25 protein-coding genes and 2 tRNA genes are annotated in these 25,848 nt (G+C 58.3%); 15 read left to right on the forward strand and 12 right to left on the reverse strand.

Annotation, left to right across the window (positions count from 1 at the left end; all coding sequences use genetic code 11):
* The first annotated feature begins 135 nt into the window (after positions 1-135).
* On the forward strand, positions 136-1,302 hold the full coding sequence (locus tag PMI09_RS02335) for a dihydrodipicolinate synthase family protein (RefSeq protein ID WP_007788479.1): 1,167 nt from the start codon (positions 136-138) through the stop codon (positions 1,300-1,302).
* A gap of 233 nt (positions 1,303-1,535) precedes the next feature.
* Here PMI09_RS02335 and PMI09_RS02340 read toward each other — a convergent pair whose 3' ends face one another.
* The 6 genes from PMI09_RS02340 to PMI09_RS02365 form a co-directional block, all read right to left on the reverse strand.
* On the reverse strand, positions 1,536-2,237 hold the full coding sequence (locus PMI09_RS02340) for a DUF4405 domain-containing protein (protein ID WP_007788480.1): 702 nt from the start codon (positions 2,235-2,237) through the stop codon (positions 1,536-1,538).
* The gene (locus tag PMI09_RS02345) at positions 2,234-2,707 is read right to left on the reverse strand and encodes a cytochrome P460 family protein (protein WP_007788481.1); all 474 of its coding nucleotides are present in this window, start codon (positions 2,705-2,707) and stop codon (positions 2,234-2,236) included. Before PMI09_RS02345 ends, PMI09_RS02340 begins: the two co-directional genes overlap by 4 nt.
* 32 nt (positions 2,708-2,739) lie before the next feature.
* The gene (locus tag PMI09_RS02350) at positions 2,740-3,156 is read right to left on the reverse strand and encodes a carboxymuconolactone decarboxylase family protein (RefSeq protein ID WP_007788482.1); all 417 of its coding nucleotides are present in this window, start codon (positions 3,154-3,156) and stop codon (positions 2,740-2,742) included.
* A gap of 48 nt (positions 3,157-3,204) precedes the next feature.
* Positions 3,205-4,230: an alpha/beta hydrolase gene (locus tag PMI09_RS02355; RefSeq protein WP_202801591.1), complete on the reverse strand. Its 1,026-nt coding sequence runs from the start codon at positions 4,228-4,230 to the stop codon at positions 3,205-3,207.
* A gap of 210 nt (positions 4,231-4,440) precedes the next feature.
* On the reverse strand, positions 4,441-5,673 hold the full coding sequence (locus PMI09_RS02360; RefSeq protein WP_007788484.1) for a flavin monoamine oxidase family protein: 1,233 nt from the start codon (positions 5,671-5,673) through the stop codon (positions 4,441-4,443).
* Positions 5,674-5,817: 144 nt separating this feature from the next.
* A complete protein-coding gene (locus tag PMI09_RS02365; RefSeq protein WP_007788485.1) occupies positions 5,818-6,711 on the reverse strand; it encodes a LysR family transcriptional regulator in 894 nt (297 codons plus the stop codon).
* Positions 6,712-6,841: 130 nt separating this feature from the next.
* On the opposite strand from PMI09_RS02365, the gene PMI09_RS02370 reads away from it, so the two are divergent.
* The 5 genes from PMI09_RS02370 to PMI09_RS02390 all read left to right on the forward strand — a co-directional run bounded on the left by PMI09_RS02370 (position 6,842) and on the right by PMI09_RS02390 (position 11,845).
* Positions 6,842-8,287 carry an MFS transporter gene (locus tag PMI09_RS02370; RefSeq protein ID WP_007788487.1) on the forward strand — a complete coding sequence of 482 codons (1,446 nt, stop codon included), beginning with the start codon at positions 6,842-6,844 and terminating at the stop codon, positions 8,285-8,287.
* Positions 8,288-8,360: 73 nt separating this feature from the next.
* Positions 8,361-9,350, forward strand: a complete 990-nt coding sequence (locus PMI09_RS02375; protein WP_007788498.1) for an aldo/keto reductase — start codon at positions 8,361-8,363, stop codon at positions 9,348-9,350.
* A gap of 14 nt (positions 9,351-9,364) precedes the next feature.
* Positions 9,365-10,243: an FAD:protein FMN transferase gene (locus tag PMI09_RS02380; protein ID WP_007788500.1), complete on the forward strand. Its 879-nt coding sequence runs from the start codon at positions 9,365-9,367 to the stop codon at positions 10,241-10,243.
* Positions 10,244-10,255: 12 nt separating this feature from the next.
* Positions 10,256-10,639, forward strand: a complete 384-nt coding sequence (locus tag PMI09_RS02385) for an FMN-binding protein (protein ID WP_007788501.1) — start codon at positions 10,256-10,258, stop codon at positions 10,637-10,639.
* A 51-nt stretch (positions 10,640-10,690) separates the two neighbouring features.
* Positions 10,691-11,845 (forward strand): aldo/keto reductase, encoded by a 1,155-nt coding sequence (locus PMI09_RS02390; RefSeq protein ID WP_007788502.1) that lies wholly within the window; start codon positions 10,691-10,693, stop codon positions 11,843-11,845.
* A gap of 100 nt (positions 11,846-11,945) precedes the next feature.
* On the opposite strand, the gene PMI09_RS02395 is transcribed toward PMI09_RS02390, so the two are convergent.
* The 3 genes from PMI09_RS02395 to PMI09_RS02405 form a co-directional block, all read right to left on the reverse strand.
* A complete protein-coding gene (locus PMI09_RS02395) occupies positions 11,946-13,202 on the reverse strand; it encodes a flavin-containing monooxygenase (protein WP_244423706.1) in 1,257 nt (418 codons plus the stop codon).
* A gap of 856 nt (positions 13,203-14,058) precedes the next feature.
* Positions 14,059-14,135, reverse strand: a tRNA-Arg gene (locus PMI09_RS02400).
* A 50-nt stretch (positions 14,136-14,185) separates the two neighbouring features.
* Entirely contained in the window at positions 14,186-14,491 is a 306-nt protein-coding gene (locus PMI09_RS02405; RefSeq protein ID WP_007788506.1) for an ETC complex I subunit, read from the reverse strand.
* A 337-nt stretch (positions 14,492-14,828) separates the two neighbouring features.
* Here PMI09_RS02405 and PMI09_RS02410 point away from each other — a divergent pair.
* The 4 genes from PMI09_RS02410 to PMI09_RS02425 all read left to right on the forward strand — a co-directional run bounded on the left by PMI09_RS02410 (position 14,829) and on the right by PMI09_RS02425 (position 16,437).
* Positions 14,829-14,905, forward strand: a tRNA-Pro gene (locus PMI09_RS02410).
* A gap of 178 nt (positions 14,906-15,083) precedes the next feature.
* Positions 15,084-15,245, forward strand: a complete 162-nt coding sequence (locus PMI09_RS02415) for a hypothetical protein (protein ID WP_157213319.1) — start codon at positions 15,084-15,086, stop codon at positions 15,243-15,245.
* Between the two features lie 525 nt (positions 15,246-15,770).
* Positions 15,771-16,028: a prevent-host-death protein gene (locus tag PMI09_RS02420; protein ID WP_007788512.1), complete on the forward strand. Its 258-nt coding sequence runs from the start codon at positions 15,771-15,773 to the stop codon at positions 16,026-16,028.
* On the forward strand, positions 16,021-16,437 hold the full coding sequence (locus PMI09_RS02425) for a hypothetical protein (RefSeq protein WP_007788514.1): 417 nt from the start codon (positions 16,021-16,023) through the stop codon (positions 16,435-16,437). Before PMI09_RS02420 ends, PMI09_RS02425 begins: the two co-directional genes overlap by 8 nt.
* A 288-nt stretch (positions 16,438-16,725) precedes the next feature.
* Here the strand turns inward: PMI09_RS02425 and PMI09_RS02435 are convergent, their stop codons facing one another.
* Positions 16,726-17,658 carry a LysR family transcriptional regulator gene (locus PMI09_RS02435; protein ID WP_007788519.1) on the reverse strand — a complete coding sequence of 311 codons (933 nt, stop codon included), beginning with the start codon at positions 17,656-17,658 and terminating at the stop codon, positions 16,726-16,728.
* 94 nt (positions 17,659-17,752) lie between these two features.
* Between PMI09_RS02435 and PMI09_RS02440 the strand changes: the two genes are divergently transcribed.
* The 4 genes from PMI09_RS02440 to PMI09_RS02455 all read left to right on the forward strand — a co-directional run bounded on the left by PMI09_RS02440 (position 17,753) and on the right by PMI09_RS02455 (position 21,418).
* A complete protein-coding gene (locus PMI09_RS02440) occupies positions 17,753-18,502 on the forward strand; it encodes a glucose 1-dehydrogenase (protein WP_007788521.1) in 750 nt (249 codons plus the stop codon).
* 216 nt (positions 18,503-18,718) lie between these two features.
* Positions 18,719-19,873 (forward strand): adenylate/guanylate cyclase domain-containing protein, encoded by a 1,155-nt coding sequence (locus tag PMI09_RS02445; RefSeq protein ID WP_244423707.1) that lies wholly within the window; start codon positions 18,719-18,721, stop codon positions 19,871-19,873.
* 15 nt (positions 19,874-19,888) lie between these two features.
* On the forward strand, positions 19,889-20,428 hold the full coding sequence (locus PMI09_RS02450; protein WP_274533070.1) for a response regulator: 540 nt from the start codon (positions 19,889-19,891) through the stop codon (positions 20,426-20,428).
* A gap of 624 nt (positions 20,429-21,052) precedes the next feature.
* Positions 21,053-21,418 carry a response regulator transcription factor gene (locus tag PMI09_RS02455; RefSeq protein ID WP_037081656.1) on the forward strand — a complete coding sequence of 122 codons (366 nt, stop codon included), beginning with the start codon at positions 21,053-21,055 and terminating at the stop codon, positions 21,416-21,418.
* Between the two features lie 50 nt (positions 21,419-21,468).
* On the opposite strand, the gene PMI09_RS02460 is transcribed toward PMI09_RS02455, so the two are convergent.
* Entirely contained in the window at positions 21,469-23,823 is a 2,355-nt protein-coding gene (locus PMI09_RS02460) for a PAS domain-containing protein (protein ID WP_338009954.1), read from the reverse strand.
* 258 nt (positions 23,824-24,081) lie between these two features.
* Here PMI09_RS02460 and PMI09_RS02465 point away from each other — a divergent pair, with 258 nt between their 5' ends.
* Entirely contained in the window at positions 24,082-24,954 is an 873-nt protein-coding gene (locus tag PMI09_RS02465) for an alpha/beta fold hydrolase (protein WP_007788533.1), read from the forward strand.
* Positions 24,955-25,022: 68 nt separating this feature from the next.
* Here PMI09_RS02465 and PMI09_RS02470 read toward each other — a convergent pair whose 3' ends face one another.
* Complete coding sequence (locus PMI09_RS02470; RefSeq protein WP_007788535.1) at positions 25,023-25,661, reverse strand: response regulator transcription factor; 639 nt, start codon at positions 25,659-25,661, stop codon at positions 25,023-25,025.
* Between the last annotated feature and the right edge of the window lie 187 nt (positions 25,662-25,848).

Below are 25,848 nucleotides of genomic sequence, written 5' to 3' on the forward strand. Positions count from 1 at the left end.
GATTCTACTACATTTTCTATATTAAAAACAACCTCATTACGCTTGCCATCTACCGAAACTAAAGAATCAGAAAAACACTATTGCAATTTGGAACGATCCAAATTATTGCGTCGTTAGCTGTCGAGGAGGATCACAATGAGCTTGTCTTTAAATCTGCCGAACACCGACGGTTCCGCCAGCGAATACCGTCTTGTCGGGACGCCGATCGAGCGCCCGTCCGCACCGCCCAAGTTCAACCGGATTGCCTATGCGGCCGCTCACGTTGTGTCCGACCCGCGAAAGGACTTCGACCCCTGGGGTCGTCCGGCGATTGACTGGGACACAACAATCGCCTTTCGCCGGCACCTGTGGAGCCTCGGCTTCAAGATCGCCGAAGCGATGGATACCTCCCAGCGCGGCATGGGCCTTGATTGGGACGGCGCGCGGGAACTGATCCGGCGATCGTTGGAGGAGGCTCGCACCGTTCCGGGGGCTGACCTTGCATGCGGCGCCGGCACCGATCATCTCCCTGCATCCGATGCGCGATCGATCGACGATGTCATCAAGGCGTATGAGACGCAGATCGAATTCGTGGAAAAGAATGGCGGTCGCGCCATCATGATGGCCAGCCGCGCCCTCGCCCGCGTGGCGTCCTCTCCTGACGACTACACCAAGGTTTATGGCAGAATTCTCTCCCAGGCCAAAGACAAGGTCGTCTTACACTGGCTCGGAGACATGTTCGATCCGAACTTAGCAGGCTACTGGGGCAGCGCGCAGTTTGAACCGGCGCTCGAGTGCGTTCTCAGGATCATCAATGAGAACAAGGAAAAGGTCGAGGGGATCAAGATTTCGCTGCTCGATAACGCCAAGGAAATACAACTGCGCAATCGGCTTCCGGAAGGCATCCTTTGCTTCACCGGCGACGACTTCAACTATGCGGAACTGATCGAAGGCGATGGCCGCCGCTATAGCCATGCCCTGCTCGGCATCTTCGATGCCGTTGCACCATCAGCGTCGAAGGCATTGGCCTCACTTGCAACAGGTGATGCCGCTACCTTCCGCTCGGTGATCGAGCCGACCGTTCCGCTCTCCCGCAAGATCTTCGAGGCGCCGACGCAGTACTATAAGGCCGGCGTCGTCTTCCTCGCCTGGTTGAACGGCCACCAGAGCCATTTCAGCCTTCCTGCTGGATTGCAATCGGCGCGCGGCATCAATCACTATGCCGATATTTTCCGGCTTGCCGACAAGGCAAACGTCCTCGACAAGCCAAAGCTTGCCACCGCACGCATGAGGCATTTTATGGGTGTATTCGGCATTGAGTGAACCGCCGAGGAAGGCGAGCACGTTTTGACCTATGCGGCTCATGTCGCCTCGGGGCAAGTTTTCTCCGAGGCGGCTCAAGCATCCATCGAAGCAGCTCAACTGCCTGTGAGCGCGTCGTTATGCCTAGTAGCTGCAGGGCCGGTGATTGAAACAAACTGAAAAATTAGTGCGTCCTGGTGGCCCGTCAGGTAGAACGGAACCGGGCTCGCTGAAGTATAAGCAGCGCTATAGCCTCATTTGCTGGATATTGTCGTCTTCACAGTCGGCCTCGCTCCACCACGAATGAACGCAAGCGAGTAATGGGTCGCTGCGGCAAGCAGACCGACGATCGCTCCGTAGTTCAAGAAGAAACCCAGTGTGGACTCGTTGAAGTCCCACATATCAAGGCTGTAGGTCAGCACCAGCTTCGATCCGAATGTCATCTCAGCCCAGCTTTTGATCCCCCAGAGTGAAACCGCCGTAGCCGCAAGGCGGAGCGACCATGTGCAGACCGGGTTGGCATCCCTGATACCAAACACCGCGCGACAGGTGTTCATGATTACGCCCCATCGTGTCCCAAGGTGGACAGAGACAATGAACAACAGCCAGTATGCCGCGAACATATGCACCTCACGCATGGCGAAGGCTCCATCAAGCGCCAGGAAGGTGAACAAGTCACGGGAGATCAGCACGCTTGTAACCAGCATGATCGTCATCACCAGCTTGAGAACCGCGATCGTGATGATGTTGAGCCACCGCACGCCATCGTACTTCCCTCTAGCGACGCGCCCGTACCAGAGCCGGTTGAAGACGTTATGGCCGATCACGAGCGTGAATAGCACCATGCCGAATACCTCGTGCGCGAAGTTCTCCAGCCACCAGTAGGCCAGGCACGCGATAATCAGCGACAACGCAACAAAATCGAGGAGCAGGCGGAAACGGAACATCAGATTCATTCGAACTCGAATCTGCGGATGTCATTGAAGGTGTACAGGAAGTCCCTGTCAGACCTGGAGCTATGGCATCGCTGGCAGCGCGCCGTGTTCTCGGCCATGTTAATGGTCCCGTCGGGCTTGAACCATTGGAACTGCCAATCGCCAGTTCTGCGCTCTTCGCCGTAGTCGTTACCCCAGCCGGAACGCTTCTCCATGACGAAATAGCGGTAGATGTCCCCGTCGCGGTAGTCGACCAACACGAAATGAGTGCCGTCGGGTATGGCCTGTCCGTTCTTCACGGCTTCGATTGCCTCCCGTGTTGTCATGATGTGCTCGGTGACTTCGCCCCGGGTCACGGTCGTATAGTGCACGAGACTGTCGATGTCCGGCATCGTCGCTCGATTTGGTTCGGCATCGACCTGCCAGCCGGCAAGAACGATCGCACCCACCACCGAGGCGAGAAGCGGAAGACGAAGGATGAATTTGCGCACGAGTGAGGAGCCCTTGCTGGTTAGAGCGACGGTTAATCGGCCGCGAAGACTTCTTTTGCGACGGCAACCGCCGAGACTGCGTTCGGCCAGCCGGCATAGAACGCGAGATGGGTGATCGCCTCGGTCAACTCCTGTTCGGTGACGCCGTTCGTGCGTGCGATCGCAAGGTGGGACCTAAGCTGATCCGGGCGGTTCATCGCTACCAGCGCCGCGACGGTTATGAGGCTGCGGTCCCGCTTCGAAAGTTCAGGCCGCTCCCATATGTCGCCGTACAGGACGTTGTCCGTTAGTTCCGCCAGCTTGGGCGCGGTCGCACCCATCAGTTGTTGTGCTCTTGTCGGCATGGTCTCGTCCTCTTTTTCGGTTGGGGATTGGGCGCAAACCACGCCCGGGAGTGCCGTCACGACAATGGCTAACGTCAGGCACGCGTTGACGAGTAGATGCCTCATGTTGGGTCTCCGGGATTGAGATGTCGGGTCGCGGTCAAGCGGCAACGTTCAGTCGAGCTTCTTTTCCTTGAGGAATGCCGACACCTGGTCGGCGATTTCGACGTTGTTCAGATCGGAAAACATGAAGTGCGTGTTCCCGCGGATGCCGATTTCGGGGAGATGGACGAGCTTGGCGTCTCCCCCGAGCTTGTTGACGGCAGCGACCCAGAGTTTGGCCATCGCGAGTCGGACCCGCCAGTTGTCCCGACCGCGCTCCGTTGTGGGCTCTGTCGGGAAGTTGTCCCCGTAGTAGATGATGATCGGCAAGCGGGTCAGCTTCTCGAAGTCCGCGACAGACACCGTCTCTGGCGACAACGTGCCCGCTGCACTTGGCATCGGCGCAGGCACCTCGCCCTCCGGGAATATGAAACCGCTGCCTGGCTCGAAAGCGACGATACCTTTGACGTTTTGGGTCTTGATCGCCGTCAGCCAGCCGGGTCCGCCGCCTTGCGAATGCGTGATGAGGATGCCGGGTCCGATCTTGTCGAAGAGTGCCGCCATTGCATCCGAAATCACTCCTGCGTCGTAGGGCCCGGTATTCGGCGTGACGAGTCGGAAGAATTGGTCGAGAGCCGCCGGGTTCCGGTCGAACTGAACGCCCTCGAAGAAGTTCGGCCATTTGCCCAGCCGGAACTGATCGAAAAAGAGCTGGTCGTAAGGCGTCGGCTCGATGGTCGTCGCGACGGTGCTGTTGCCAGCCCGACCACGCCGGGGCTGATCGACGAGATATACGGGAAAGCCGCGGCGCAGGAATATGTTTTGAAAGCCCTCGCGGCCGTCCGGCGTCGTCTCCCAGCTTCGCGCTGATTGGTAGGCACCGTGCAGCATGACGATCGGCATCGGCCTCGCGTTCTCCGGTATCTGGTAGAAAGCGTAGAGGTGATCCCCGTGCAGGCTCTGGCCTTCCGCGGTCGGCGCGTTGTTGTTGTAGGTTCCGGGCATAGCCGCTACCTTGCCGCCTACCGCAAAGCTGCCCTGTCTGTGTATGATAAGAGGACCAGCCTGATCCGCTGTCTGGCTCAATGCTCCGGTCATGCCGACTTGCAACGACAGCAGCAGAAGTAGAGCGAGCTTAGTAAGACGTGTTTTCACGATATCCATCCCCATGGCGCTATGTGGGAAGGGTACGCCAGCAACCATGGGCTGATTAGGTGGCGAAAATCGCATGAAGCCATTAGCAAGGCTTATTAATCAAAAATCGTTTATCGGAATGTGATCTGAAACTCGCGATTTTCGAGGCGGATGTCATGCGTGAACGCTTGAAAGTACTTCGTCTGCAGCTCTCAAGCCGCTTTGAAACGCTCCATGCGCCGTAGAAAAGTCCCTCGGATCGGTGGCCTCGCCTGCGAAGAAAATCCGTCCATCGAATGAACGGGCTAACTGGCGACGAGCATCGCTCTGACCAGGGAGCGCGTGGCTGTAGGCACCGCCGACCGATGGAGTGGATGTCCAGTTCGAACACACAAGCGGGCGAAGGTTATTCCTTACTTCAAAACCAAAGAGATGCGCGAGTTCGCCGATCGCACCAGCAAACGCAATGTCTGGCCCAGCATCCACCGCCTCCTTGGCAGAGGCTCCGCCGAGGAAGCATTCGATAACAGGCCAGCCGAAAGGTCGGATGTAGTAGGCTCCGGTCCTTGCGTCTCGCGGATCACCTAGCACGAGCGTTTCTGCCTCGAATGGGCTGCTGCCTGAGACTTCGAGAAACAGTTTTTCGTTGTAGCCGAGCGGAAGGGACGCCGCAGCGTTCCGCCACGGATCGAGGCCCGAGGGCCACCTGATGGTGTCGCCCGCGAGAATGTTTGTCGAACAAGTCACCACGACCCGTTCCGCATTGATGGTCCCGAATGCCGTTGTCAAACCGACTTTGCGATCGGCAACCGAAACCGCCTCCACGGGTGTCGCGAGAAAGAGTTCGGCCTTAGCGGGAATAGCAGAACTGACCAGGGTGCCATACCCTTCGCGGATCCGGTAGTCGATGTGGCTGGACGCTTCATCGTAGGAGAGGTAGTCGCGGACGGAAATACGTTCCAACCCGTCGCCGCTCGTGAAGCCGCTCAGAGCCTCAATATAGCCGGTCCATTCGCCGTCTTCCAAAGCGTCTGAAGCAGAGTCACTTTCGGGCGAGCGCTCGGAAATGCGTTGGTACCAAGCCGTGTAGGCACCCCGCGCGGCCTGTTGCTCAGGTGGAGAGAAGCCGAGGTTGCGAAACTGAGTTCCCCAAGCGGGAGGGCTCCGATCAACAGATAGTCCTGCCTCCACCGCGATCTCGGTCCACGGGTTTCGATCCGCCGAATGGAGCCATCCGCATCCAAGATCAAGCCGTAGCCCTGCGGCCAAACTTGTGTAAGCCCGTCCTCCGCTTCGAGGCAGAGCCTCCAGGATAGTGACCGACAGACCAGCCCCTGAAAGTCTTCGAGCGGCTGCGACCCCTGCCGCTCCGGCACCCAAAATAATCACGTCGGCGTCTTGAACCATGCTCTATCCTTCCGCGTCGGCGGCGCAGCATCAGGGTACCGCCTCAATTCAATGAAGGCATTCTAGTGGAACACCAGGCATTCGTTTAGGTATCGAATAGTGCTTGTGGCCATGTCTGGAATTCATGAATGTGGTTCGCCCGGCTCAGTCTTTGAAACGAAGCGCGTCCACCACCAATGCGAAAGCGGGAGAGGCATGGCGTCGGTTCGGATAGTACAGGTGGTATCCTGGAAACGGCGGACACCAGTCCTCTAGCACCCTGATCAACTCGCCCTTTTCGAGATGGTCCACGACCTGGTCTTCAGGAATGTACGTAAGGCCGAGGCCGCGCAGTGCCGCGTCCCGCCGCATCGCGAGATTGTTGAATACCAGCTGCCCCTCCACCCGCACCCGGAGTTCGCGCCCGTCCTTTTCGAACTCCCATGCGAATATGTTGCCATGTGTCGGGAGCCGCATGTTGATGCAGTTGTGTTCCGTCAGGTCCTGAGGCGTTTCCGGCCAGAGGTGCTCCCGGAAGTAAGAAGGGGCCCCGACGACCGCCATTCGCATTTCCGGGCTGATGCGGACGGCGATCATATCCTTGGCGACCTGCTCTCCCAAGCGAACGCCCGCGTCGAAACGTTCTGCGACGATGTCAGTGAGGCCGTAGTCGACGATGATTTCGACCGTAACATCGGGGTTATCAGGCAGGATTTTCTCCAGTGCGGGCGCAAGAACCGAGATCGCTGCATGCTCGCCGGTGGTGATACGGATGGTGCCCGTCGGCCTATCGCGCATTTCGCCCAATGCCGCGATCTCAGCCTGAATTTCCTCGAAACGTGGGCCTGCTGTCTCCAGAAGACGCTGCCCTGCCTCTGTGGGCGACACACGCCGCGTGGTTCTTGTCAAAAGTCTGATGCCCAGCCTCTCCTCCAGTCCGCGGATGGTTTGGCTCAATGCTGACTGGGAAACGCCGAGTTTGACAGCGGCTTTCGTAAAGCTTTCCTCACGGGCGACGGTGACGAAGGCAACGAGGTCGTTGAAGTTTTCCTGCGGCATTCATTAGCGGTCCTTATAGCTTCATCCCGATTACTGCATCTAATCGGAAGGATCGACAAGGGCTAAGTTTCCATCATCAGCGCAGCCTCGCTGGGAGGACGGCTCTGCAAATCGCCAGATGGAAACAGCCATGCCAGACGTTCGACCAGCCGCCTCCAATCCAAATAAATCCGCCATTCTCGCGATCATATTGATTAGCTACGTGATGATTGTCCTGGATCTCTCCGTGGTGCTCACGGGCCTGCCCAAAATTCATCACGAACTCGGTTTCTCGGATGCAAGCCTCGCGTGGGTGCAGAGCGCCTATACCCTGGCGTTCGGTGGCTTCCTCCTCCTTGGGGCACGAGCTGGCGATATTCTTGGCCGACGCCGCATGTTCATTGTCGGGATGGCGATCTTTACGGTCGCCTCGGTTGCCATCGGTGCCTCGCAGTCGTCCCCATGGATGTTGTCCTGGCGTGCGATCCAGGGACTAGGCTCTTCAATCGTCGCTCCCTCCACACTTGCGCTGCTGCAAACGAACTTCGAGGATGGCGAGGAACGGACACGCGCGGTATCCTATTACAGCGCGGCCGCAGGAGTTTCCGCAACGGTCGGCCTCATTGCGGGCGGCCTGCTGGCCGATTGGCTGTCCTGGCGCGTGGGCTTTTTGATCAACCTGCCGATCGGGATCGCAATGATCTTCGCTTCGCGCACCTACATCACTGAGACAGAGCAACGTCCCGGCAAACTGGACGCCCCTGGTGCCATAGCGTCGACGCTCGGCATGAGCGGACTGGTCTACGGTTTCATACGGTCGGCCCAGCATGGTTGGGACCTGGTAACGTTCGCTTTGATTATCGCAGCTACCGTATTGCTGACGCTCTTCGTCCGCATCGAAAACCACGCCGCGCAGCCGATCCTGCCGCTCCGCCTGTTTGCCGACGCGGAGCGCTCGGGAGCTTACGCGGCGCGTGTCCTTTACCTCGGAGCGATGGTCGGTTTTTTCTTCTTCACGACGCTATACCTTCAGGAAGTCGCGGGCTTCCGCCCTGCGCTCACCGGCCTCGCCTTCGTGCCGGCGACGATGCTTCACGTTCCCTTTGCCATCGTCGTGCCTCGCCTCATACGCCGCTTCGGCCGCAATGCGATCCTCCTTGTCGGAATGGTCATCGGGATCGTCGCGATGGCATGGCTCAGCCGTGCGGGCGTCGGATCGAACTACTGGACGACAGTGGCGTTGCCAATGGTGCTGATCGGCGTGAGCCAGGGCCTCACTCTCAGCCCGTTGACATCGTCGGGCGTCGCCAGGGTTTCCACCGAAGATGCAGGTGCTGCGTCCGGCGCTGTCAACGTCGCTCACCAAATGGGAAGCTCGGTCGGCCTGAGCGTTCTGATCGCGATTGCCGCGGTGGGGTCGGTCGGCCTGACAGGTACCGAACTAACCGCATACCGGGCTTCTCATGCGTTCGACGCCGGTACGGTGATGCTGATATTCGCGCTGGTCGTGGCTGTGACCACCATCGTGCCGGCCGCATCTCGTCAACAGTCTGACGCCCACGAAGCTGAATCCTTGGCCGCCGAGAGCGCGGCATAACTCAAGGAGATAAGCGAATGAATTTCCCGCACATCTGGCCGCCCGTGTCGGCAAGCAACCATAGGAGATGAACATGAAGATCAGGAAGATTGGAGACCTCGAAGTTTCCGCCCTCGGGCTCGGCTGCATGAGCATGAGTTCGGCTTACGGTCCGCCCGCTGACAAGGCCGAGATGATCAAGTTGATCCGTTTCTCCCACGAACGAGGCGTCACCCTTTTCGATACCGCCGAAGCCTATGGACCGTTCGTCAACGAAGAGCTGGTCGGAGAAGCGATCGCGCCGATCCGGGAACAGGTCGTCGTGGCGACGAAATTCGGTTTCGATATCAACATGGAAACAGGCGAGCGTAGCGGGGGTACAAACAGTCGTCCCGAGCACATCAGGGCCGTCGCCGAGGCAAGCCTCAAAAGGCTCAAGACAGACCGGATCGACCTCTTCTACCAGCATCGCGTTGACCCGGCCGTCCCGATCGAGGACGTCGCTGGAGCGATCAAGGACCTCGTCACCGTCGGCAAGGTGAAGCACTTCGGCCTCTCCGAGGCAGGCGTCAACACCATTCGCCGCGCACACGCTGTTCATCCGGTGACGGCAGTCCAGAGCGAGTATTCCTTGTTCTGGCGAGGCCCCGAAGCAGAGTTGCTTCCGACACTCGAAGAACTTGGAATAGGCTTCGTGCCGTTCAGCCCGCTGGGCGCTGGTTTCCTGACCGGCAAGATCGACGAGAACACCAAGTTCGATGCCAGCGACTTCCGCAACCTCGTGCCGCGCTTCACGCCGGAGGCTCGCAAGGCGAACCTCGCTCTCGTAGACCTGCTCAAGGCAATTGCGGACAGGAAGAATGGAACGCCAGCCCAGATCGCACTGGCTTGGCTGCTTGCTCAGAAGTCCTGGATCGTCCCCATCCCGGGGACGACGAAACAGCATCGGCTTGAGGAAAACCTTGGCGCAGTCGAACTCGAACTCGATGCGACCGATCTCCATGAAATCGAGGCCGCGCTGTCCAAGATTGAAGTCGTCGGCGAGCGGCTGCCTGAAGCCGTCCTCAAGATGACCGGTCTCTAAGGTTGGAGTTTCCGATGTCCCGGTTCGAATTCGATGCGATCGGCACCTCCTGCGAAATCGACACGCCGACGCCGCTGTGTCACCAGACCCGGCGGCAAATCCTCGAACTCGTCGAACGGTTCGACAGGAACTATTCGAGGTTCCGCGACGACTCGTTGATCACGAAGATCGCCGAGGCTGAGCACGGCGGCACGTTCGTTTTTCCGGCTGGGGCCGCGCAGATGTTCGACCTCTACGACCGGCTTCACAAGATAACCGGAGGCGGCCTCGATCCCCTCGTCGGACGCGATCTGGAGCTTCTGGGCTACGATCGTCGATACTCGCTTGTGCCGCAGCCAGCGGAAGTGTCGACTTATGCAAGCAAGCGCACGAGCTGGGGCAGCGACGTTTTCCGCCAGGGCTCGACGCTGATCACTCGAAGTCCGCTTTTGATCGACCTTGGCGCGGTAGGCAAAGGCCATCTCGTCGACCTGATCTCAGGTGTTTTGGGGGTGAGAGGCCTCGAAGACTTTGTCGTCGATGGCAGCGGCGACATGCTGCATCGCGGAGAAGCGGCGCTCGGTGTCGGACTTGAGCATCCGTTTGATCCTACGAAGGTGGTGGGCGTCGCCCACCTCCGAGACGCCTCGCTTTGCGCCTCGGCGGTCAATCGCCGGAAATGGGGAGACAACCTTCATCATATCTTGGATGCCAGGACCGGAAGGCCCGTGAAGGACGTGGTTGCTACATGGGTCGTTGCGAAGGATGCCGCGACGGCAGACGGGCTGGCCACGGCGCTTTTCGTCGTTCCTGCCTCCCGGCTGGTGCCAAGCTTCGACTTCTCCTTCGTTCGGATGTTCGCCGATGGCCGTGCTGAGGTGTCCGACAATTTCGACGGCGAAGCCTTCACCTGAGAAAGGAACAAAATGCCCCGCGAGATCAGAAACGCGCTCGTCGCTTCGGCGCTAACCCTGATGGTGTCCTCGACGGCAGAGGCCCAAGGCGGCAAGCCCCGTCAGTATGCAGACGGCGTCTACACAGCGACCGGGACATACGGCGGCCAGCCGTCGCATATAACCGTAAAGGTGACCCTGACTGATGGCGTGATCACCGCGGTGGAGGTCACTCCCCATGCATATGTGCCGGAATCGTTGGAACTCCAGCGACGCTTTGCGGCGGCGGTTCCAAAGGTCGTCATAGGGCGACCGATCGATCAAGTGAACGTTGGCAAGTTGGCGGGTTCAAGCGGAACTTCGCGCGGATTCAACGACGCCATAGGCCAGATCAAGCGCCAGGCGGCTCGTCGGTGACGGCCCTCCGCTTAGCACCCCCGCAGTCAAGAAAATCAGAGGAGTGTAAAGATGACTACGAGGCACGGAATTGAACTCAACCGCAGAGGCTTGCTGCTGACAGCGGGTACGTTGGCCGTGGCCGCCAATCTCGGGGTAGCCAATGCTCAGGCGACGACCAAGCAAAATGCCTCAGACACAACGTCCGTCACCGAAATCGGACGGCGAAAGCTCGGCTCCCTGGAGGTATCCAGCGTGGGTCTTGGCGTTCAAAACATGAGCCGGACCTACCAGCAAACAATTCCAACGCGTGCCGAAATGCATAACATCATAAGGGCCGCTTTCGACCGGGGCCTGACTTTCTACGATGCAGCAGAGGCCTATGGCCCACATGAGGTCGAAAGGATACTCGGCGAAGGCGTTCAACCGTTCCGGGATCAGGTTGTTATCGCGTCCAAATTCGGCTGGAACATCGATCTCGAGACTGGAGAACGGCTTCCGGGCCTCAACAGCCGTCCCGAACATATCAAGTCGGCCGTCGAGGGAATGCTCAAGCGCCTGCAAACCGACCGCATTGATCTCCTCTATCAACACCGCGTCGACCCGCAGGTGCCGATTGAAGATGTGGCAGGAGCCGTGAATGACTTGATGAAGCAGGGGAAAGTCGTGCACTGGGGCCTTTCCGAGATGGGTCTCAACACGCTTAGGCGCGCCCACGCAGCGCTGCCTCTGACCGCGGTTCAGAGCGAATACTCGATGCTGTGGCGGGGGCCTGAAAAGGGCGCGATCCCAGTGTGCGAGGAACTGGGCGTCGGATTCGTCCCTTGGAGCCCTCTCGGCGTTGGTTTCCTCAACGGCGCGATCGACGCTCGTACACGGTTCGCTCAGGGTGATATCCGCGGCATCGAAGGGCGCTTCGCGCCTGAGAACCTGCCGACCAACCTTGCGCTCGTGGGACTCCTAAAGACGTGGGCGGACCGGAAACAATCACGCCTCGGACAGATCGCGCTCGCTTGGCTGCTGGCTCAGAAACCGTGGATCGTCCCGATCCCCGGCACGACGCAGATGGCTCACATGACGGAGAACATCGACGCGACTGGCATCACTTTTACACCCTACGAGATCGCGGAGTTGAATGCCTCCCTCGCGGCCATCCAAATCAAGGGTGCGAGGCTTCCGGACGCCGTTCAGGCATTCTCGGATGTCGAAGCTCCTGCGAAGTCCTAATCCTCGGAACCTTCGGATTACGACCATCCCGCCCGAAGCCCTTTGTCAGCTTTGGGCTCGGAAGGCGACAACAGCCTCGTCCGCAGAGCGCCAAAGGCTGTCACGAAGGCCCTACGATGTATTCGACAAGGCGGGGTGCTTCCTCGGCGATCGCCAATATTATGCCTGACTTGCGCGTAGAGGCGAAATCCAACCCGGCGAAGTAAAGGCCCGGCAGGGTGGCCACGCCATCCTCGTGGACCGGCTGTCCCGCGGCATCGAGCGCACCGGGAAGCCTCATCCAACTGAAATCGCCCTTGAAGCCTGTGCACCACACCACGGTCGTTATGCCGGACCGGGAGAGATCAAGCGAAGCGATCGTCGGGTTCGGCTGTTGCATCGCGACCGTCTCCGCCGGGTCGGGTTCCGAAACGGGTGCATCGATTCCAGCGCGGCTGACATATTCGTCGATATGGCGTTTGATGTTATTGGAGGCTTCATCCGCAAAGCGAACATTCGCTTCGAGATCGTCGGCGAACGAGAGGCGGTCGCCATCCTCGACGCCAGTCAATCGCCCAAGAAGCACGACACCTTGGGCGCTGAGCGCTTGAAGGCTTATCGTGTGCACCGACCCAAGCACACCTCGAGGCGGGATGCGTCCCGCAAGTCTAATGACCTCCTCCCGTCGCACGTCGAGAAACCCACATTCGAGGAGCCAGACCATGATGTCGCGGCCTCGGTAGCGCCGCGGGAGCCGTCCGACACGACTGGTGGCAAGGAAGACTGTTCGGCCTGCTTCCGCCAACTCCTCCGCGATCTGGACACCCGACTGGCCACTTCCGACCACCAGCACCGCGCCGTCGGCAAGATCCGCAGCGCTGCGGTAGCCGGAGGCGTCGATCTGGCGAAGGACGGGCGGTAACGCAGCGGCCCAAACTGGGCGCACCGGACAATTCAGGCTGCCGCTTGCAACGATCACGTTCCGCGCTAAAAGCATGCCGCGTGAAGTGGTCAGCCGATACGCGTCATTCTCGTGCCTGAGTTCGCACACCGCAGTATCCGGTTCGATCGGGAGCGCGTTGCGCCTGGCGAAGTCCTCGAGGAGAGCGACGAACTGGTCGCGCGTCAGGGCACCGGATGGATCCTCACCGTCATAGCAGTCGCCTGGCATGACGGTCTGCACGTTTGGGGTGTTCATCCGAAAGGAATCCCATCGCTGCGTGCGCCAGGTCTCTCCTATGCGGCCCCGCTCCAGGACGCTATGGCGCAAGCCCCTTCGTGCCAGCCAATAGCTGACGCCGAGGCCCGCCCAGCCGGCTCCGACGACGACAGCATCGAGAACATCGGCACTACCATTCATTTGCTGCGGTGATCTCATGATCGGCATCCCCAGCCATCCCCGCGCGGCATTAAGCCTTGTTCACGACAATTAGTCCAGCGTGGCGGATCTCCACCCGACTGGCCGAGCGCACTCGATTTCGCCAGCCCCAGTCACCGCATGAAACTGCGCCACAGCGCGCTCGCCAAACCGGAAGGCAAGGTCGCCTGATGCGACGCAGTTCACTTCGTCGCTGGTGCGGATGGCCGTGCAAAAAGCGATGTGAAACTCGCGCCGAAGTTTGCTCGACTACCCAATTATTTCCTCGCCACCGCCTTTGCAGGATTGGCCTGTCGGCTAGCATTGGGTGGTCGGGTCTGACTGGTGCGCCGGGTTCAACGGCGGCTTTGGGCCCAATAGCGGAAGAGGCCTTGGCCGGCAAGCGCCCAATTCCGGTCATTGAAACTCTTATCTGTGCTACGTTTCAATTACATCACGGGGCGGCCGGCTTTGTGACGCAAATCGGGGTTGGTAAATAGAGACTCTCCCTCAATCGCGGAATAGCTCTCTCAATCCATTGCAGGAATCAAGTGTTTCGTGTCCGCGCTACCCAGCCTTGCAAATGCCAGCCAAGTCGCTTGCGGTAAACCGGCACATCTGGTCACGAGCGGGATTTTGCGGACGAAGAGAACACGGCATGGATCGCGGCGTCCTTGACGGTATCTTGTCTGCAGGTGCCCTAGTTGCGGCTGTGACCCGTGTCCACAGAGTAACTGGCAACGTTGCTCAGGACTTTCGAGGTGAAGTCAAATTCCCTCTCCGATCCGTGCAGAGGAAGGCGGCGGAGGACCGGGAGCGAATTGTCAGCGGAAGCTGTTCGCGTCGCAACCGCGGCGTCGCAAGTCCCTGAAGAGAGTGGCGACCCCTGCAGGAATCGAACCTGCGACAACCTGCTTAGAAGGCAGGTGCTCTATCCAGCTGAGCTAAGGGGCCGCGTGACCCGGGCTTCATGCCCTGGTCAAATCATCGCGTATGAAAGCGGATCAATGCGTCCAAGGCTGAGTCCGCGTATAGCGGAAATTATCAGGGTAAGCCACAGTCTGGCGTTGCGGATCCTTCGGGGCGATGACCCGATACTCGATGCCGTTGCGCTTCGCGTAAGCTTCAGCGAGTTCCTGCGTTTCGAAGGTCAGCTTCAGCTGCTGGCGCATGTCCGAGGAAGACGTGTAACCCATGATCGGATCGATGGTACGCGGCGTCTCCTGATCGAACTCAAGAACCCAAATATTTGTCTTTGCCTTGCCGGACTGCATCGCGGTCTTGGCTGGGCGGTAGATCTTGGCAGACATTGCTGCAACGCCTCCGAATTAGCGGGCTTTCGCACTCGAAACTTCACTCTGCCCCATATCCGAGGCTTCTCTTCATCCAAACCATCGCACAAAGAGATGAGTTTTGCTTACCGACGAATCCCTTTCTTTTCAAGAAAAAAGCCAAGGCGGCGGAGCGCTGGATCTCCGATCGTTTTCCGGCAGCCCTCCTCTTTTCGCGATCACTCGATAACTCGTGCTCATATCAATCACTCCGCACAGCAAGCTGAACGATGGGGTGCTTAAACCAAGCATGGGGATACGCGATTTATGTATTGCGGGCGCGAGGCGAACCGTGTATTGCCCTCCCTCGTCGGCACGGAGTGTAGCGCAGTCTGGTAGCGCATCTGGTTTGGGACCAGAGGGTCGGGAGTTCGAATCTCTCCACTCCGACCATTTTTCCCCATTATTCCACGGGCTAGTCCATGACGGCGCTCATTGGCGCCACCGGATCCGCCACCGTTTCCGGCCAATTTCTCCGGCATCGTACGCGCCGAGATGGATATCCGTGCACGAGGCCGGGCACGCAGTCGCGGCGCACGCGCTGTCGCCGTCACAGCGGATCGAACTGTCGATGCGAAAGAGCTACCGGATATTCGACACAAATGTGATTGCGCATGGCGCGACGCGCTCCGAAGAAGACGTGGAGGACATTGTTACCGGCAAGGAGCTTCGGAGCCAAGGAAACGTTGCTGGTCGGGCGGTCGATTGGTTTCTCGGGCTTTCGTGGGAGTGATCTCGAGGTCGCCACGTGGATCGCGGTCCGGATGGTTTGCTCCTATGGAAGGAGCAAGCACTAGATATTCTTAAATGTCGAGGCATGGTCATCGACTGTAGACGTCTCGAGACCCCCCGCACTCCGAAATGAAATCGCACTCAACACGAGCTCTCTCACTTGTTTCGACGAACCGGCGACTCTCTTAGGCGTGACCGGCGGGGTCGGCAGCGCGAGTTTTGGCGAGAGCGACTCCCGGCCCACCATCCGACGTCGCCTCGATGAACACAACACCGTGCCCCTCCAGGGCGGCCCGCACCCGCGACGCGACTCCCCCAGGACCTTGCCCTCGCACTTTTCCAAGCGGACGACGACGGCGGCGCCTACCTGCGTCCGCGCAGCAGGACGCTCCTCGACCTGGCGACGACTGTACGGCTCTCTACGCCCTGCGGTTCGGGCCAAGCGGACAGGCGGCTGCCCGTGGCGTTACCCTTGTCAAATAATCAAATGAATTGTATATTTCGTATAATTTGAAGGAGCGCCACGATGGAAAAATTCTCCACGGTAGAATTGCTGCGCGATATTAAGACCGTGACCATGGCGGCAGATCGCCAGCCGGTCGCTATTACTCAACATCGCAAGGCCCGCTACGTCCTCATGACCTACGACGATTTTGAGGCCATGAAGCAAAAAGGCGATCCGCGCAGGGCTTATGGCCCCAATGAGGCCCCCCCTGAACTGGCAGCGTTGATCGGTCCGGAACTGGACCGACTGATAGAGGAAGGAAGCGAGACCAATGGCTGATACTCCGGCCAATGGTTCGATCATCCGCTATCCTTATCTCTGGACATGGCAGCGCGACAAGGGAGAAACTGAGGGGCGGAAGGCACGCCCGGTTTGCATGGTTCTAGCAATCCCGAAAGGCAATCAGACAAACCTGATCTTATTGGCTATCTCAGGCACCCCGCCCCGCTCCGATCAAACCGCCTTGGAGATTCCCCAGCTTGAATGCCGCCGCGCTGGAATCCGTGAGTGGAAGGATGCGTGGATTACCGTCTCTGAATTCAATCATGACATAGCCGAGCAGTCCTTTTACTACGACCCGAGTGCAGAGGTTTTGGGATCGTTCAGCAAGGGATTTCTTGCGAAGATCGCAGCCGCTTTCAAGCCCTTCCTTGCTCAGCCGAGTGCGCGGGTCAGTCGAACCGATTGAGGGGAGGCCCGCCCTTTTGCGATGCCTTCCATGGGATGTCGTGACGGATAAGCTTCATCGTCCGAGCAGCGAGCGCACGGACGAGTTTAGGATTGATCGACGTGAGCGCTGACTGGCTCTTCAGCGCCTTGAAGATGCAATCGAACTCATTCGTGTGAATTGCACGAATCCTAAACTCCAAAGGAACGTTCCCCGCGACGACCATTGTGGTGACGCGCTCGCGTGCCGTCGGCGAGAAAGGTTCCCAGGTATGGGATCACTTGGTCGGGCTGTGATTGTCGCGCAGCGTCAATCCCTCGCTGCAGCGGCATCTCCAGGTGACTGAGCACGAATCGAGAGTTTCTGGGCCTCAAGCGCTACGAAATCGGAAAGCAGCTTGACACGTGACGGCACGGTCCGACCAAGCGCGTGAACAGCACTGAAGCGCATCGGCTTGAGCGCTCCCGAGGGTGTCACATCAATCAATATTCCCGAATCCAAGTCGTCTGCCACCACACAACGCATGAGCAAGGCTACTCCGAGGCCGTGCCGCGCTGCCGAATGTAGAGCGATGCCGCTGTCGCAGTCTATTCGCCCGGTTGGGAGGATCTTGGACCCGTCGGCAAAGGCGATGTGTGCCGTTCGGCCGCCAACGGAGTACCGCGCAAAGGGCATGCTCTGAAAGTCATGGATTGTCCTCGGCACGCCCCATTTTGATAGAAGCGACGGAGCTGCAACCAGAACCATGTCGAGATCCGCGAGATGCCGAACAACCAGATCGGGTTGCACGACCTCCCCGACCCTGAAGACGACATCGTAATCGTCCCGGATGATGTCGACGAACCTGTCTGTCAACCCGATGTCCAGCGTTAGGTCAGGGTATTCCTCGGCAAACTTGGTGAAGATCGCCCCGAGAAACAGCTCTGACATTTCGACGGGCATACTGAATCGCAATCGTCCGGTTAGTCCGCTGCTACTTGATAGCCCATCGTCCGATGCATCGAGTTCCCGCAGCAGTGGACCGATCCGCTCGAACAGCATCTGCCCGTCGGGGGTCAGCGTAAGGGCGCGTGTCGACCTGAGAAAAAGACGGGATCCGACCAGCTTTTCCAACCGACCGACGCTCTTCGAAATGGCGGAGGGTGATGTTTTCAGATCCCGAGCAGCCGCACTGAACGATCCAACTTCGACCGTGCGCACGAACGCGATCAATCCCGACATCTCATTCAGCAAATGGGTCACCTGAATCTCCGAGGAAAAGGTTTTGTGCCGACGACACGGCTAAAATCCATACAGGCAGCAGCATACGTTCGCCCTGTCAACATGGAGAACGAAAATGCCTAGTCTCAAAGATAAGATCGCGGTCATTACCGGCGGCAATAGTGGCATCGGCAAAGCGACTGCCATGCTCTTCGCCCAAGAAGGCGCTCAAGTCATCATTACAGGGAGAAGGAAGGATGTCGTCGATCAGGCAGCCAAGGATATCGGCAATGGAGCCATTGGCGTCATCGGCGACGTAGCGAGCAGGGGCCATCATCATGACCTTGCAGAAGACATCCGCCGGCGTTTTGGCGCACTTGATATCTACATGGCGAACGCCGGAGTGATCAATCTCTTGCCCTCCGACGAAGTCACGGAGGACGAGTACGACCAACACTTTGCGATTAACACCCGCGGCGTATTCTTCGGCGTTCAGGCCATCTCGCCGCTTATTCGGATCGGGGGCACCATTATCCTGACAAGTTCGCTCGCGGCGACGAGGATACTTCCAAATCACACGTTGTATGCAGGTACGAAGGCGGCGATCGCAGCGTTCGCTCGCAACTGGGCTGTCGAGTTCAAGTCCCGAAAGATCCGCGTGAACGTCCTCAGTCCGGGGCCCGTAGAAACTGAAATTCTAGGCAAACTAGGCGTGTCGGAAGAAAATCGGCCGGAGATGATCGACCAGCTATCGAAAGCAATACCAGCCGGCCGTTTGGGTCGCCCCGACGAGCTGGCAAAAGCAGCTCTGTTTCTCGCCTCTGATGCAGCAAGCTTCGTAAATGGTGTCGAGCTCCACGTCGATGGTGGGATGGGGCTCGTGTGACAACAAGGCAGTGAACGCGCTCCGATCCTGAGTTCTGCCCTACTTCGAGAAGCTGGTGTGCGAACCCTGTCGCTCAGGGGCAGCACCGGCTTCAAAGTCCCTTGTTGCGGGTGAGATTATGATGTGCCCAACTAGAACGCTCGTATATCTACCGCTGCAATAGCGTCCGCGTAAATGCTGGAGACTATGGGTGTCGAACTAGACCTTAGATTTCGAGTGCAGATTCTGGACTGGCTCGCGGCCGGGATTCGGTACCAGCCGCGGGGGGAAAAGGTCTTCGCGGAGCTCTGTGCCCGCATCGTTGCATGTGGGATTCCTCTTAGCAGAGCGACGCTGCATCTTCGGGTCCACCATCCGCAGTGGCTGGGCACGCGGATGACCTGGATGCGCGGCCAGCCCGATGCCAGCGTTCAGACGATCGCCTATGACGTCGAGGCAACCGACGTATTTCTACGCAGCCCATTTCGGGTGGCGATCGATAGCGGAAAGCGTGTTCGGCAGAAGCTCCAGATCAACGGCCCGCATATTTTTGCAGTATACGAGGAGCTGAAACACGACGGCCATACCGACTACGTGGCTTGGCCCCTCGATCACACGCAAGGTCGCCGCCACCTCATTACCTTCGCTACCGATCGTCCCGATGGTTTTTCGGATCAGGAATTGGCGCTCCTCGACACGCTGATGCCGTGGTACTCGCTCGTCACCGAAGTACGGGTAAAGGACCAACTGGCTCGAACGCTGTTGGAGACTTACGTGGGTGCGCACGCCTCCGACGAGATACTGCACGGCGCCATAACGCGTGGCAGTCGAGAGACGATCATTGCAGCCATCCTGATCTGTGATCTGCGAAACTTCACTCGTCTGTCTGACAGTCTTCCGCGTGACGAACTGATCGAAATCTTAAACAGGTACTTCGATGTCGTCGCGGAGCCGATTGAACGTCACGGCGGCGAGATACTGAAATTCATCGGAGACGGCCTCCTAGCGGTATTTCCAATGGATGGCACGGATGCCTGCCAGCATCTGCTCGCGGCGGTGCAGGAAGGATATCAAAGCGCGTCCTGCTTGCGACGAACTGCCGAACTGGTCCGCTTTGGCACCGGCATCCACCTCGGTGAAGTCATGTACGGGAACATCGGCTCCAAAAAGCGTCTCGATTTCACCGTGATCGGATCCGCGGTGAATCTGGCCTTCAAACTCGAGGCGCTCACCAAAACACTAGATCGTCCAGTCCTGCTCTCGGGAGATTTCGTACAAGCAGCCGCATGCTTTGATCAAACCGACTACCTGGGTCCGCAAAGGGTCTCCGGCTTCGATGTTCCGATCGGTGTTCACGCGTTGCGGTTGAACGCCTCTCAAATGCCTTGCTGATCCCAACGGTACTCCTTGAGGAACGCTGGGGCAGCCAGAAAACACGTCTTTGTTCTGGATCACGACATGACGACCCGGACGAAGATAGCGGACGTCCTCGCCGCAAACTCGATCAAAGTTAGCCTGGTCTCAGAAGAACGCCAACTTCGAAGGTTGGTCGCGATGGAAATCGCGGATGCGATGATTGTAGAAGTTAATTCATCGGAGGCTCTCGCCACGGTGCGGAATCTGGCTTCGCTGACCCATACACCGATCATCGTTACTAGCGCCGATTTGCGCGATGAAGACGACAAGGTTCGAGGATTGGAGGCTGGCGCTGTAGACTATCTCGTCAAGCCCTTTGGGTACCGCGAATTCATGGCTAGGCTGACTGTGGCGATGCGCGATAGGACGTCGCCGCTTCCGGCACGCGATCGACGCAGTTATCGCTTTGATGACTACAAGCTATCCGTTCGGCAGCGTTGCTTGATACGGTTGGACGGAAGCGATGTGAAATTGACCACCGCTGAATTCAACCTCTTGATCGCGTTCCTCAATGCGTTGGCCGCAGGATGAAACCGGAAAAATCCCTGCGTTCATCGTCTCCATCGTGTCCGGTTGACACAGCTCACTTGAGTTAGCCGTTCGAAGCATCGCTAACATCCCAAAGGCCTGTGGAACTCGATCATGAAGTTCGGTGTTTCGGCGTCTCTCTACCAAAGATGGCCTCCTTCCGCAGGCGGAAGCTGTCGGCGAAGCGCGACCTGGCGACCGGCCACCATGAAATAGTTTCTCCAGCGTGGCGCGCGGGTAATGTTGTAAAAGCAGCTCGGCCGCCGTCGCAAACTCGCCGAAGAGAATGGTCAGACGATGCTCTTCGTTTTCAATGCGATAGGCTCTTGCAGGACCGTCGGATGCAGATCCTGTCGGTCTTGCTCGCGACAGCGATGAATTCCACGTTTCCGCCAATTCCCTTCCCCGCTGATGACCGCCGCGAGCAGTAAGAGCGCGCTGGAAACGCCGGTAGCATACTTAGGTTTGGATTGACGCCAATACTCCCATAGGTCGATGATCGTTCCTCTTGAACGTAGGGATCGAAGGCGCGGTCTCGGCCCGACTACCTGTGCTTGGTTCGGCAAGTGCGATTTTGCCTTTGGCCGGTGAGCATGCCTCCAATGGAGCAAAGAAGCTCTACATCACATGGAAATGCTTCAAATGCTGGTTGCCATCGTAGACGACGACGCAGTGGTTCGGGAATCATTGCTCGATCTGCTCGAGGTGTCCGGTTATTCCGTCGTGACATTCGCGTCTGCTGCCGATTTTCTGGAATCGCCCCGGATCCCCGAAATGCGATGTCTTCTCCTCGACATTTCAATGCCAGGCATGAGCGGCATCGACCTCTATAAGGAACTGAACCGGCGAAAGATCGCGATACCCGTCGTATTCATGACAGGCCATGCGCAAGAGGCGCTGATCAACGAAGCGAAACGGGCAGGAATCTGCTTGTTCAAGCCTTTTGCTGGCGCGGAACTTCGAAGGGCGATCGAAACCGCTATTGAGATCTAGCGCATGTACGAAGCTTCAAATGTGGGCGGCGTAATCTGCACGACGGATCCTTAAGCTTCTTGGCCCTCGACCGGCAAATCAAAGATGAACTTCGCTCCGGTCGGATCATTCTTCTCCACCCAGAGCCTGCCGCCGTGCGCTTCGACGATTGATCGGCATATTGCCAGACCCATCCCCATCCCCTGCCCCTTTGTGGTGTAGAATGGTTCGAATATTCGCTCTGGATCTTCGACGCCCGGCCCGGTGTCGGATATTTCCGTGTAAATCCGCTCGCTGTCGCGTCGTACGCTCAATTGGAGCATCCCGCGATCTGCAGCAAGGTCCATTGCTTCCAATGCATTCCGGATGAGATTGACGAAGACCTGCTGTATCTGGATAGGATCGAAGAACAACGGCGGAAGATCTTGCTCAATTCGGCATTCCATCCGTACGCCCCGTCGCGTGGCTTCTTCAGCCATCAGATCGCGGGCCTCCACCGCCACAGCGTCAAGCGCCTGTGTCCTGCGCGCCTCCGGGGTATGCTTGAAAAGGGCACGGATTCGACCGACCACCTCTGTTGCGGTATTTGCGCTGCGAACGACGCGTTCGAGGGCTTTCTGTGCCCGTTCTACGTTTGGAGGGTCGCCGCTGAGCCATTGCTGGCAGGCATCTGAACTCGATACCATGGCCGCCAGAGGTTGGCCTATTTCGTGCGCGATCGATGCGGTGAGTTCGGCCAAGCTCGCCGCTTCGCTGGCCTTTGCGAGATTTCTTTGTGCGACCCTAAGCTCTTCTTGTGCGCGAAGCCAATCGTCTATGTCGATACATACGCCGTTCCACTGCACGATATCGCCGTCGGCGTTGCGCATCGCCAAGGCCCGCGTCTCCATCCATCGGTACTCGCCGTCGAACCGGCGCAATCGATGCCTCATCGTGTACGGCTCGCCGGTCGGGAGCGACTGGCTGTATTTGTGTTTGACGGCGGCTAGCTCGTCCGGATGGATAATGGCGTCCAGGGTCACATCCAGGCGGTGCTTGCCGATCTCGTCCTTATCTTCGATTTCGAATCCCAGATACTCGCTCAGCTTGTGACTACGATAGATCGGCGCACCGTCAGGCGCTAGGCAGTAGATCAACGCCGGCAGCGTCTCGACGAGTTGATGGAGCGAATGCTCACTATCACGCAACGACTGTTGAGTTCGCATCTCGTCATCGACATCGATGGATAGGCCATACCATTCCACTATCGCATCATCGGCATCGCGCAGCGCCTCAAACCGATCGTCCGTCCACCGAAATAAGCCATCCTTTCCGCGTCGGCGATATCTCATAGAAAATGCTTCGCCTGACCGAATGCACCGAATTGCCTGATCTCTCACTTGTCCGACATCGTCGGGATGGATCAAATCCAATGCCGCTTTGGCGAACTCAGCGAGGTCCGTCTTCGTCAATCCTGCTTGTTCCAGAAATCGCTTGCTGACGTAGGAGAGTGCTCCTTCAGGCGTCCAACTGCAGATGTTTACCGGCAGCGCGTCGATCAGTCGTTGCAAGTGCCATTCGGATCGCTTGAGAGCTTCCTCTGTACGAACCTGGTCGTTGACGTCGTGACAGAGGCCGCACCACTGGACGATGCGGCCGTCGTGGTCCCGCATGGATTCCGCTCGGCTGGACATCCATCTGTAAACCCCGTCAAAACGACGCAGGCGGTATCTCATGAAGAAGCTTTCTCCCGTGACAAGGCTCTGATTCAGAGTGCTTCCGAATTCAGCCGCGTCGTCGGGATGAATTGCCATCTCGATCATGGCGTCCAGTCGGCTCAGACCGGGCCTTTCGATGTCTGTGACGTTTCGGCCGAGATAGTCGATCATTCTCCGGTTGAAGAAGATCGGCTCGCCCTCAGGTGTCAGACGCCACAAGTGGCCGGGAACCGTGTCGACGAGTTGCGAAAGTTCAAGCTCCCGGCCGTGCAACGTCTCAACGGTTGCCCGGAAGCTGTCGATGTCGATCGACGTGCCATACCATCCGAGAATCTCGCCGGTGCGATCCCGCACAGCCCTTCCGGAGCTTCGAACCCAACCGTAGCCGGCCCGGCGTCGGATACGAAACTCACTGTCGAAGGGTTGTCCGGAATGAATGGAGTGACGCCATTCTCCGGCAACGCGTTCATAGTCATCGGGATAGAGCAGTTGCTTCCAAGCGACCTCTCCCTCGCTCCACCAAGCGTTCAACTCGTCTGGCGTCTTGCCTAGAGCGGCTTGTAAGGCAGGTGAGAGGTAAATCCACCTGCCGCTCGCATCGAATGCCCAACCGACACCGGTCAAGTTTTCGACGGTCTTTGCGGCCTCGATAGGCGAATTGCCAGCTGTGACAGTATCAGGCGTCATCGGTTGCTCTCCATCCGGAGCTTCGCTGTGATCGCTCGACATGTTTTACGCCCGCGCCGCGCGTCAGTCCAACGTAGGCACACGATTGGCTGACGACGCACAAGTTCCTTCCGCAACGGAAGGCCATCGACCGCGGGCATCCTTCGACAGGTCCAGGACAGGAAACGATGGGATCGCAAGGGGGCATCGAGGCGGCTGTCACCGATCAAACGTACGTATAGCTTTTGCGCCAACGTGGAGATGCTAGCGTTGCGGCCGGTGTTTCGGCACTGGAACAGGACTTAGCAATAGGAGTTCGGAATGAACGTCAATTCAATAACCACGACATCCGAAAAGGCCGGGCATGGCTACGTGACATCGATGGACGGAACCCGCATCTTCTACAAGGACTGGGGGCCGAAGGAGGCGCAGCCGATCGTGTTCCATCATGGGTGGCCCCTCAGCGGCGACGACTGGGACGCCCAGATGCTCTTCTTTCTGGGAAAAGGCTACCGTGTTATCGCCCACGATCGTCGCGGACACGGCCGATCGGAACAGGTCGGCGGCGGCCATGATATGGATCATTACGCTGCCGATGTTGCCGCCGTCGTGGAACATCTGGACTTGCGGAACGCTGTTCATATCGGTCATTCGACGGGCGGAGGCGAAGCTACCCGCTATGTCGCCCGCTATGGCAAAGGCCGCGTTCTGAAGCTGGTACTCATCGGCGCAGTGCCGCCCATCATGGTGAAGACACCCGACAATCCAGGCGGACTTCCGACCGAGGCATTCGACGGATACCGTGCTGCGCTGGCGTCGAACAGAGCCCAGTTCTATTACGACGTAGCCAGCGGGCCTTTCTACGGTTTCAATCGGCCCGCCACCGTTGCCTCTGAGCCGATTATCCAGAATTGGGTGAGACAAGGCATGATGGGCGCGGCAAACGCTCACTACCTGGGTATCAAGGCTTTCTCGGAAACCGACTTTACGGAAGATCTGAAAACGATCGAGGTTCCGACTCTCGTTCTCCATGGTGATGACGATCAGGTCGTCCCGATTGAAGATTCCGCCCCTCTCTCCGCCAAACTTCTGAAGAACGCGACACTGAAGATCTACAAGGGACTGCCGCACGGGATGGTGACGACCCATGCAGATATCATCAATCTCGATCTGCTGAGATTCATTGCCGTATAAAAATAATGCGGAGGGTGCTTCATGCATCCTCCGCGCCATTCGGTTCAGCCCGCGCTTTGCGGGCGCCCTCAGTTCCTTTGCAGTTTTTCGGCCTTGCGAACCAGATCGGCAATGGAACGGCTCTGCATTTTGCGCATCACGCTCATCCGATGCAGCTTCACGGTCATTTCGCTGATCCCGAGCTGATAGGCGACCTGCTTGTTCATAAGCCCGCTGACGACGCCGAGCATCACTTGCTGCTCTCGCGGGGTCAGCTTATCGACCAGCGTCCGAATCTGCTCGCGTTCGGTTTCAACTTTGCGTCTCTCGCCGTCCAGGCGAATGGCGTGGTCTACAGCGTCGAGCAGATCCCGCGTAACGAACGGTTTGGTGAGGAAATCGGTAGCGCCGGCTTTCATCGCCCTGACGCTGGCCGGAACGTCGGCATGGGCCGTCAGGAAAATGACCGGCATCTTACTTCCGAGCGAGATCAACTGGCTCTGGACATCGAGGCCGGTGCCTCCGGGCATTCGAAGGTCGACAACGATACAGCCAGGGGCGGTCGTATCGGCCGTGCTCATGAACTCAGGTCCACTGGAGTAAGCGGAAGCCCGCCTATTCGTTACCATGAAGAGGTCGAGAAGAGCGTCTCGCATGTGCTTGTCATCATCGATGACATAGACAATAGGTTCGGCGGATAAATCCTGTTTCGTATCTAGCTTTTCCATGATCGATCCTCCACTCGCTGCGGCGCCCTCTCTTATGAGGGGCGGAATGACGTCGATGCCAAGTGGGTGCCGCCGCTGGGTCTGATTATCACGAACGCCAAGCCTAGTGATGATAAACCTTGGTTTACTTGCTCTCCAGCGCCTGACCCATGCATGCGTGCAGCGGCAGCGACAGCGGAACTGTTCA

Source organism: Rhizobium sp. CF122 (assembly GCF_000282035.1).
In the GTDB taxonomy this organism is placed as follows: Bacteria; Pseudomonadota; Alphaproteobacteria; order Rhizobiales; family Rhizobiaceae; genus Rhizobium.

Bases quoted from the DNA above. Each gene is read 5' to 3' on its own strand.
- PMI09_RS02470 (WP_007788535.1), bottom strand. From the start codon at position 25,661: ATGGAAAAGCTAGATACGAAACAGGATTTATCCGCCGAACCTATTGTC.
- PMI09_RS02355 (WP_202801591.1), bottom strand. From the start codon at position 4,230: ATGACCGGAGCATTGAGCCAGACAGCGGATCAGGCTGGTCCTCTTATC.
- PMI09_RS02365 (WP_007788485.1), bottom strand. From the start codon at position 6,711: ATGCCGCAGGAAAACTTCAACGACCTCGTTGCCTTCGTCACCGTCGCC.
- PMI09_RS02455 (WP_037081656.1), top strand. From the start codon at position 21,053: ATGGAAATGCTTCAAATGCTGGTTGCCATCGTAGACGACGACGCAGTG.
- PMI09_RS02380 (WP_007788500.1), top strand. From the start codon at position 9,365: ATGTCCCGGTTCGAATTCGATGCGATCGGCACCTCCTGCGAAATCGAC.
- PMI09_RS02360 (WP_007788484.1), bottom strand. From the start codon at position 5,673: ATGGTTCAAGACGCCGACGTGATTATTTTGGGTGCCGGAGCGGCAGGG.
- PMI09_RS02440 (WP_007788521.1), top strand. From the start codon at position 17,753: ATGCCTAGTCTCAAAGATAAGATCGCGGTCATTACCGGCGGCAATAGT.
- PMI09_RS02350 (WP_007788482.1), bottom strand. From the start codon at position 3,156: ATGAGGCATCTACTCGTCAACGCGTGCCTGACGTTAGCCATTGTCGTG.
- PMI09_RS02420 (WP_007788512.1), top strand. From the start codon at position 15,771: ATGGAAAAATTCTCCACGGTAGAATTGCTGCGCGATATTAAGACCGTG.
- PMI09_RS02395 (WP_244423706.1), bottom strand. From the start codon at position 13,202: ATGAGATCACCGCAGCAAATGAATGGTAGTGCCGATGTTCTCGATGCT.
- PMI09_RS02465 (WP_007788533.1), top strand. From the start codon at position 24,082: ATGAACGTCAATTCAATAACCACGACATCCGAAAAGGCCGGGCATGGC.
- PMI09_RS02370 (WP_007788487.1), top strand. From the start codon at position 6,842: ATGCCAGACGTTCGACCAGCCGCCTCCAATCCAAATAAATCCGCCATT.
- PMI09_RS02385 (WP_007788501.1), top strand. From the start codon at position 10,256: ATGCCCCGCGAGATCAGAAACGCGCTCGTCGCTTCGGCGCTAACCCTG.
- PMI09_RS02335 (WP_007788479.1), top strand. From the start codon at position 136: ATGAGCTTGTCTTTAAATCTGCCGAACACCGACGGTTCCGCCAGCGAA.
- PMI09_RS02390 (WP_007788502.1), top strand. From the start codon at position 10,691: ATGACTACGAGGCACGGAATTGAACTCAACCGCAGAGGCTTGCTGCTG.
- PMI09_RS02415 (WP_157213319.1), top strand. From the start codon at position 15,084: ATGCGAAAGAGCTACCGGATATTCGACACAAATGTGATTGCGCATGGC.
- PMI09_RS02340 (WP_007788480.1), bottom strand. From the start codon at position 2,237: ATGAATCTGATGTTCCGTTTCCGCCTGCTCCTCGATTTTGTTGCGTTG.
- PMI09_RS02425 (WP_007788514.1), top strand. From the start codon at position 16,021: ATGGCTGATACTCCGGCCAATGGTTCGATCATCCGCTATCCTTATCTC.
- PMI09_RS02460 (WP_338009954.1), bottom strand. From the start codon at position 23,823: ATGTCGAGCGATCACAGCGAAGCTCCGGATGGAGAGCAACCGATGACG.
- PMI09_RS02375 (WP_007788498.1), top strand. From the start codon at position 8,361: ATGAAGATCAGGAAGATTGGAGACCTCGAAGTTTCCGCCCTCGGGCTC.
- PMI09_RS02405 (WP_007788506.1), bottom strand. From the start codon at position 14,491: ATGTCTGCCAAGATCTACCGCCCAGCCAAGACCGCGATGCAGTCCGGC.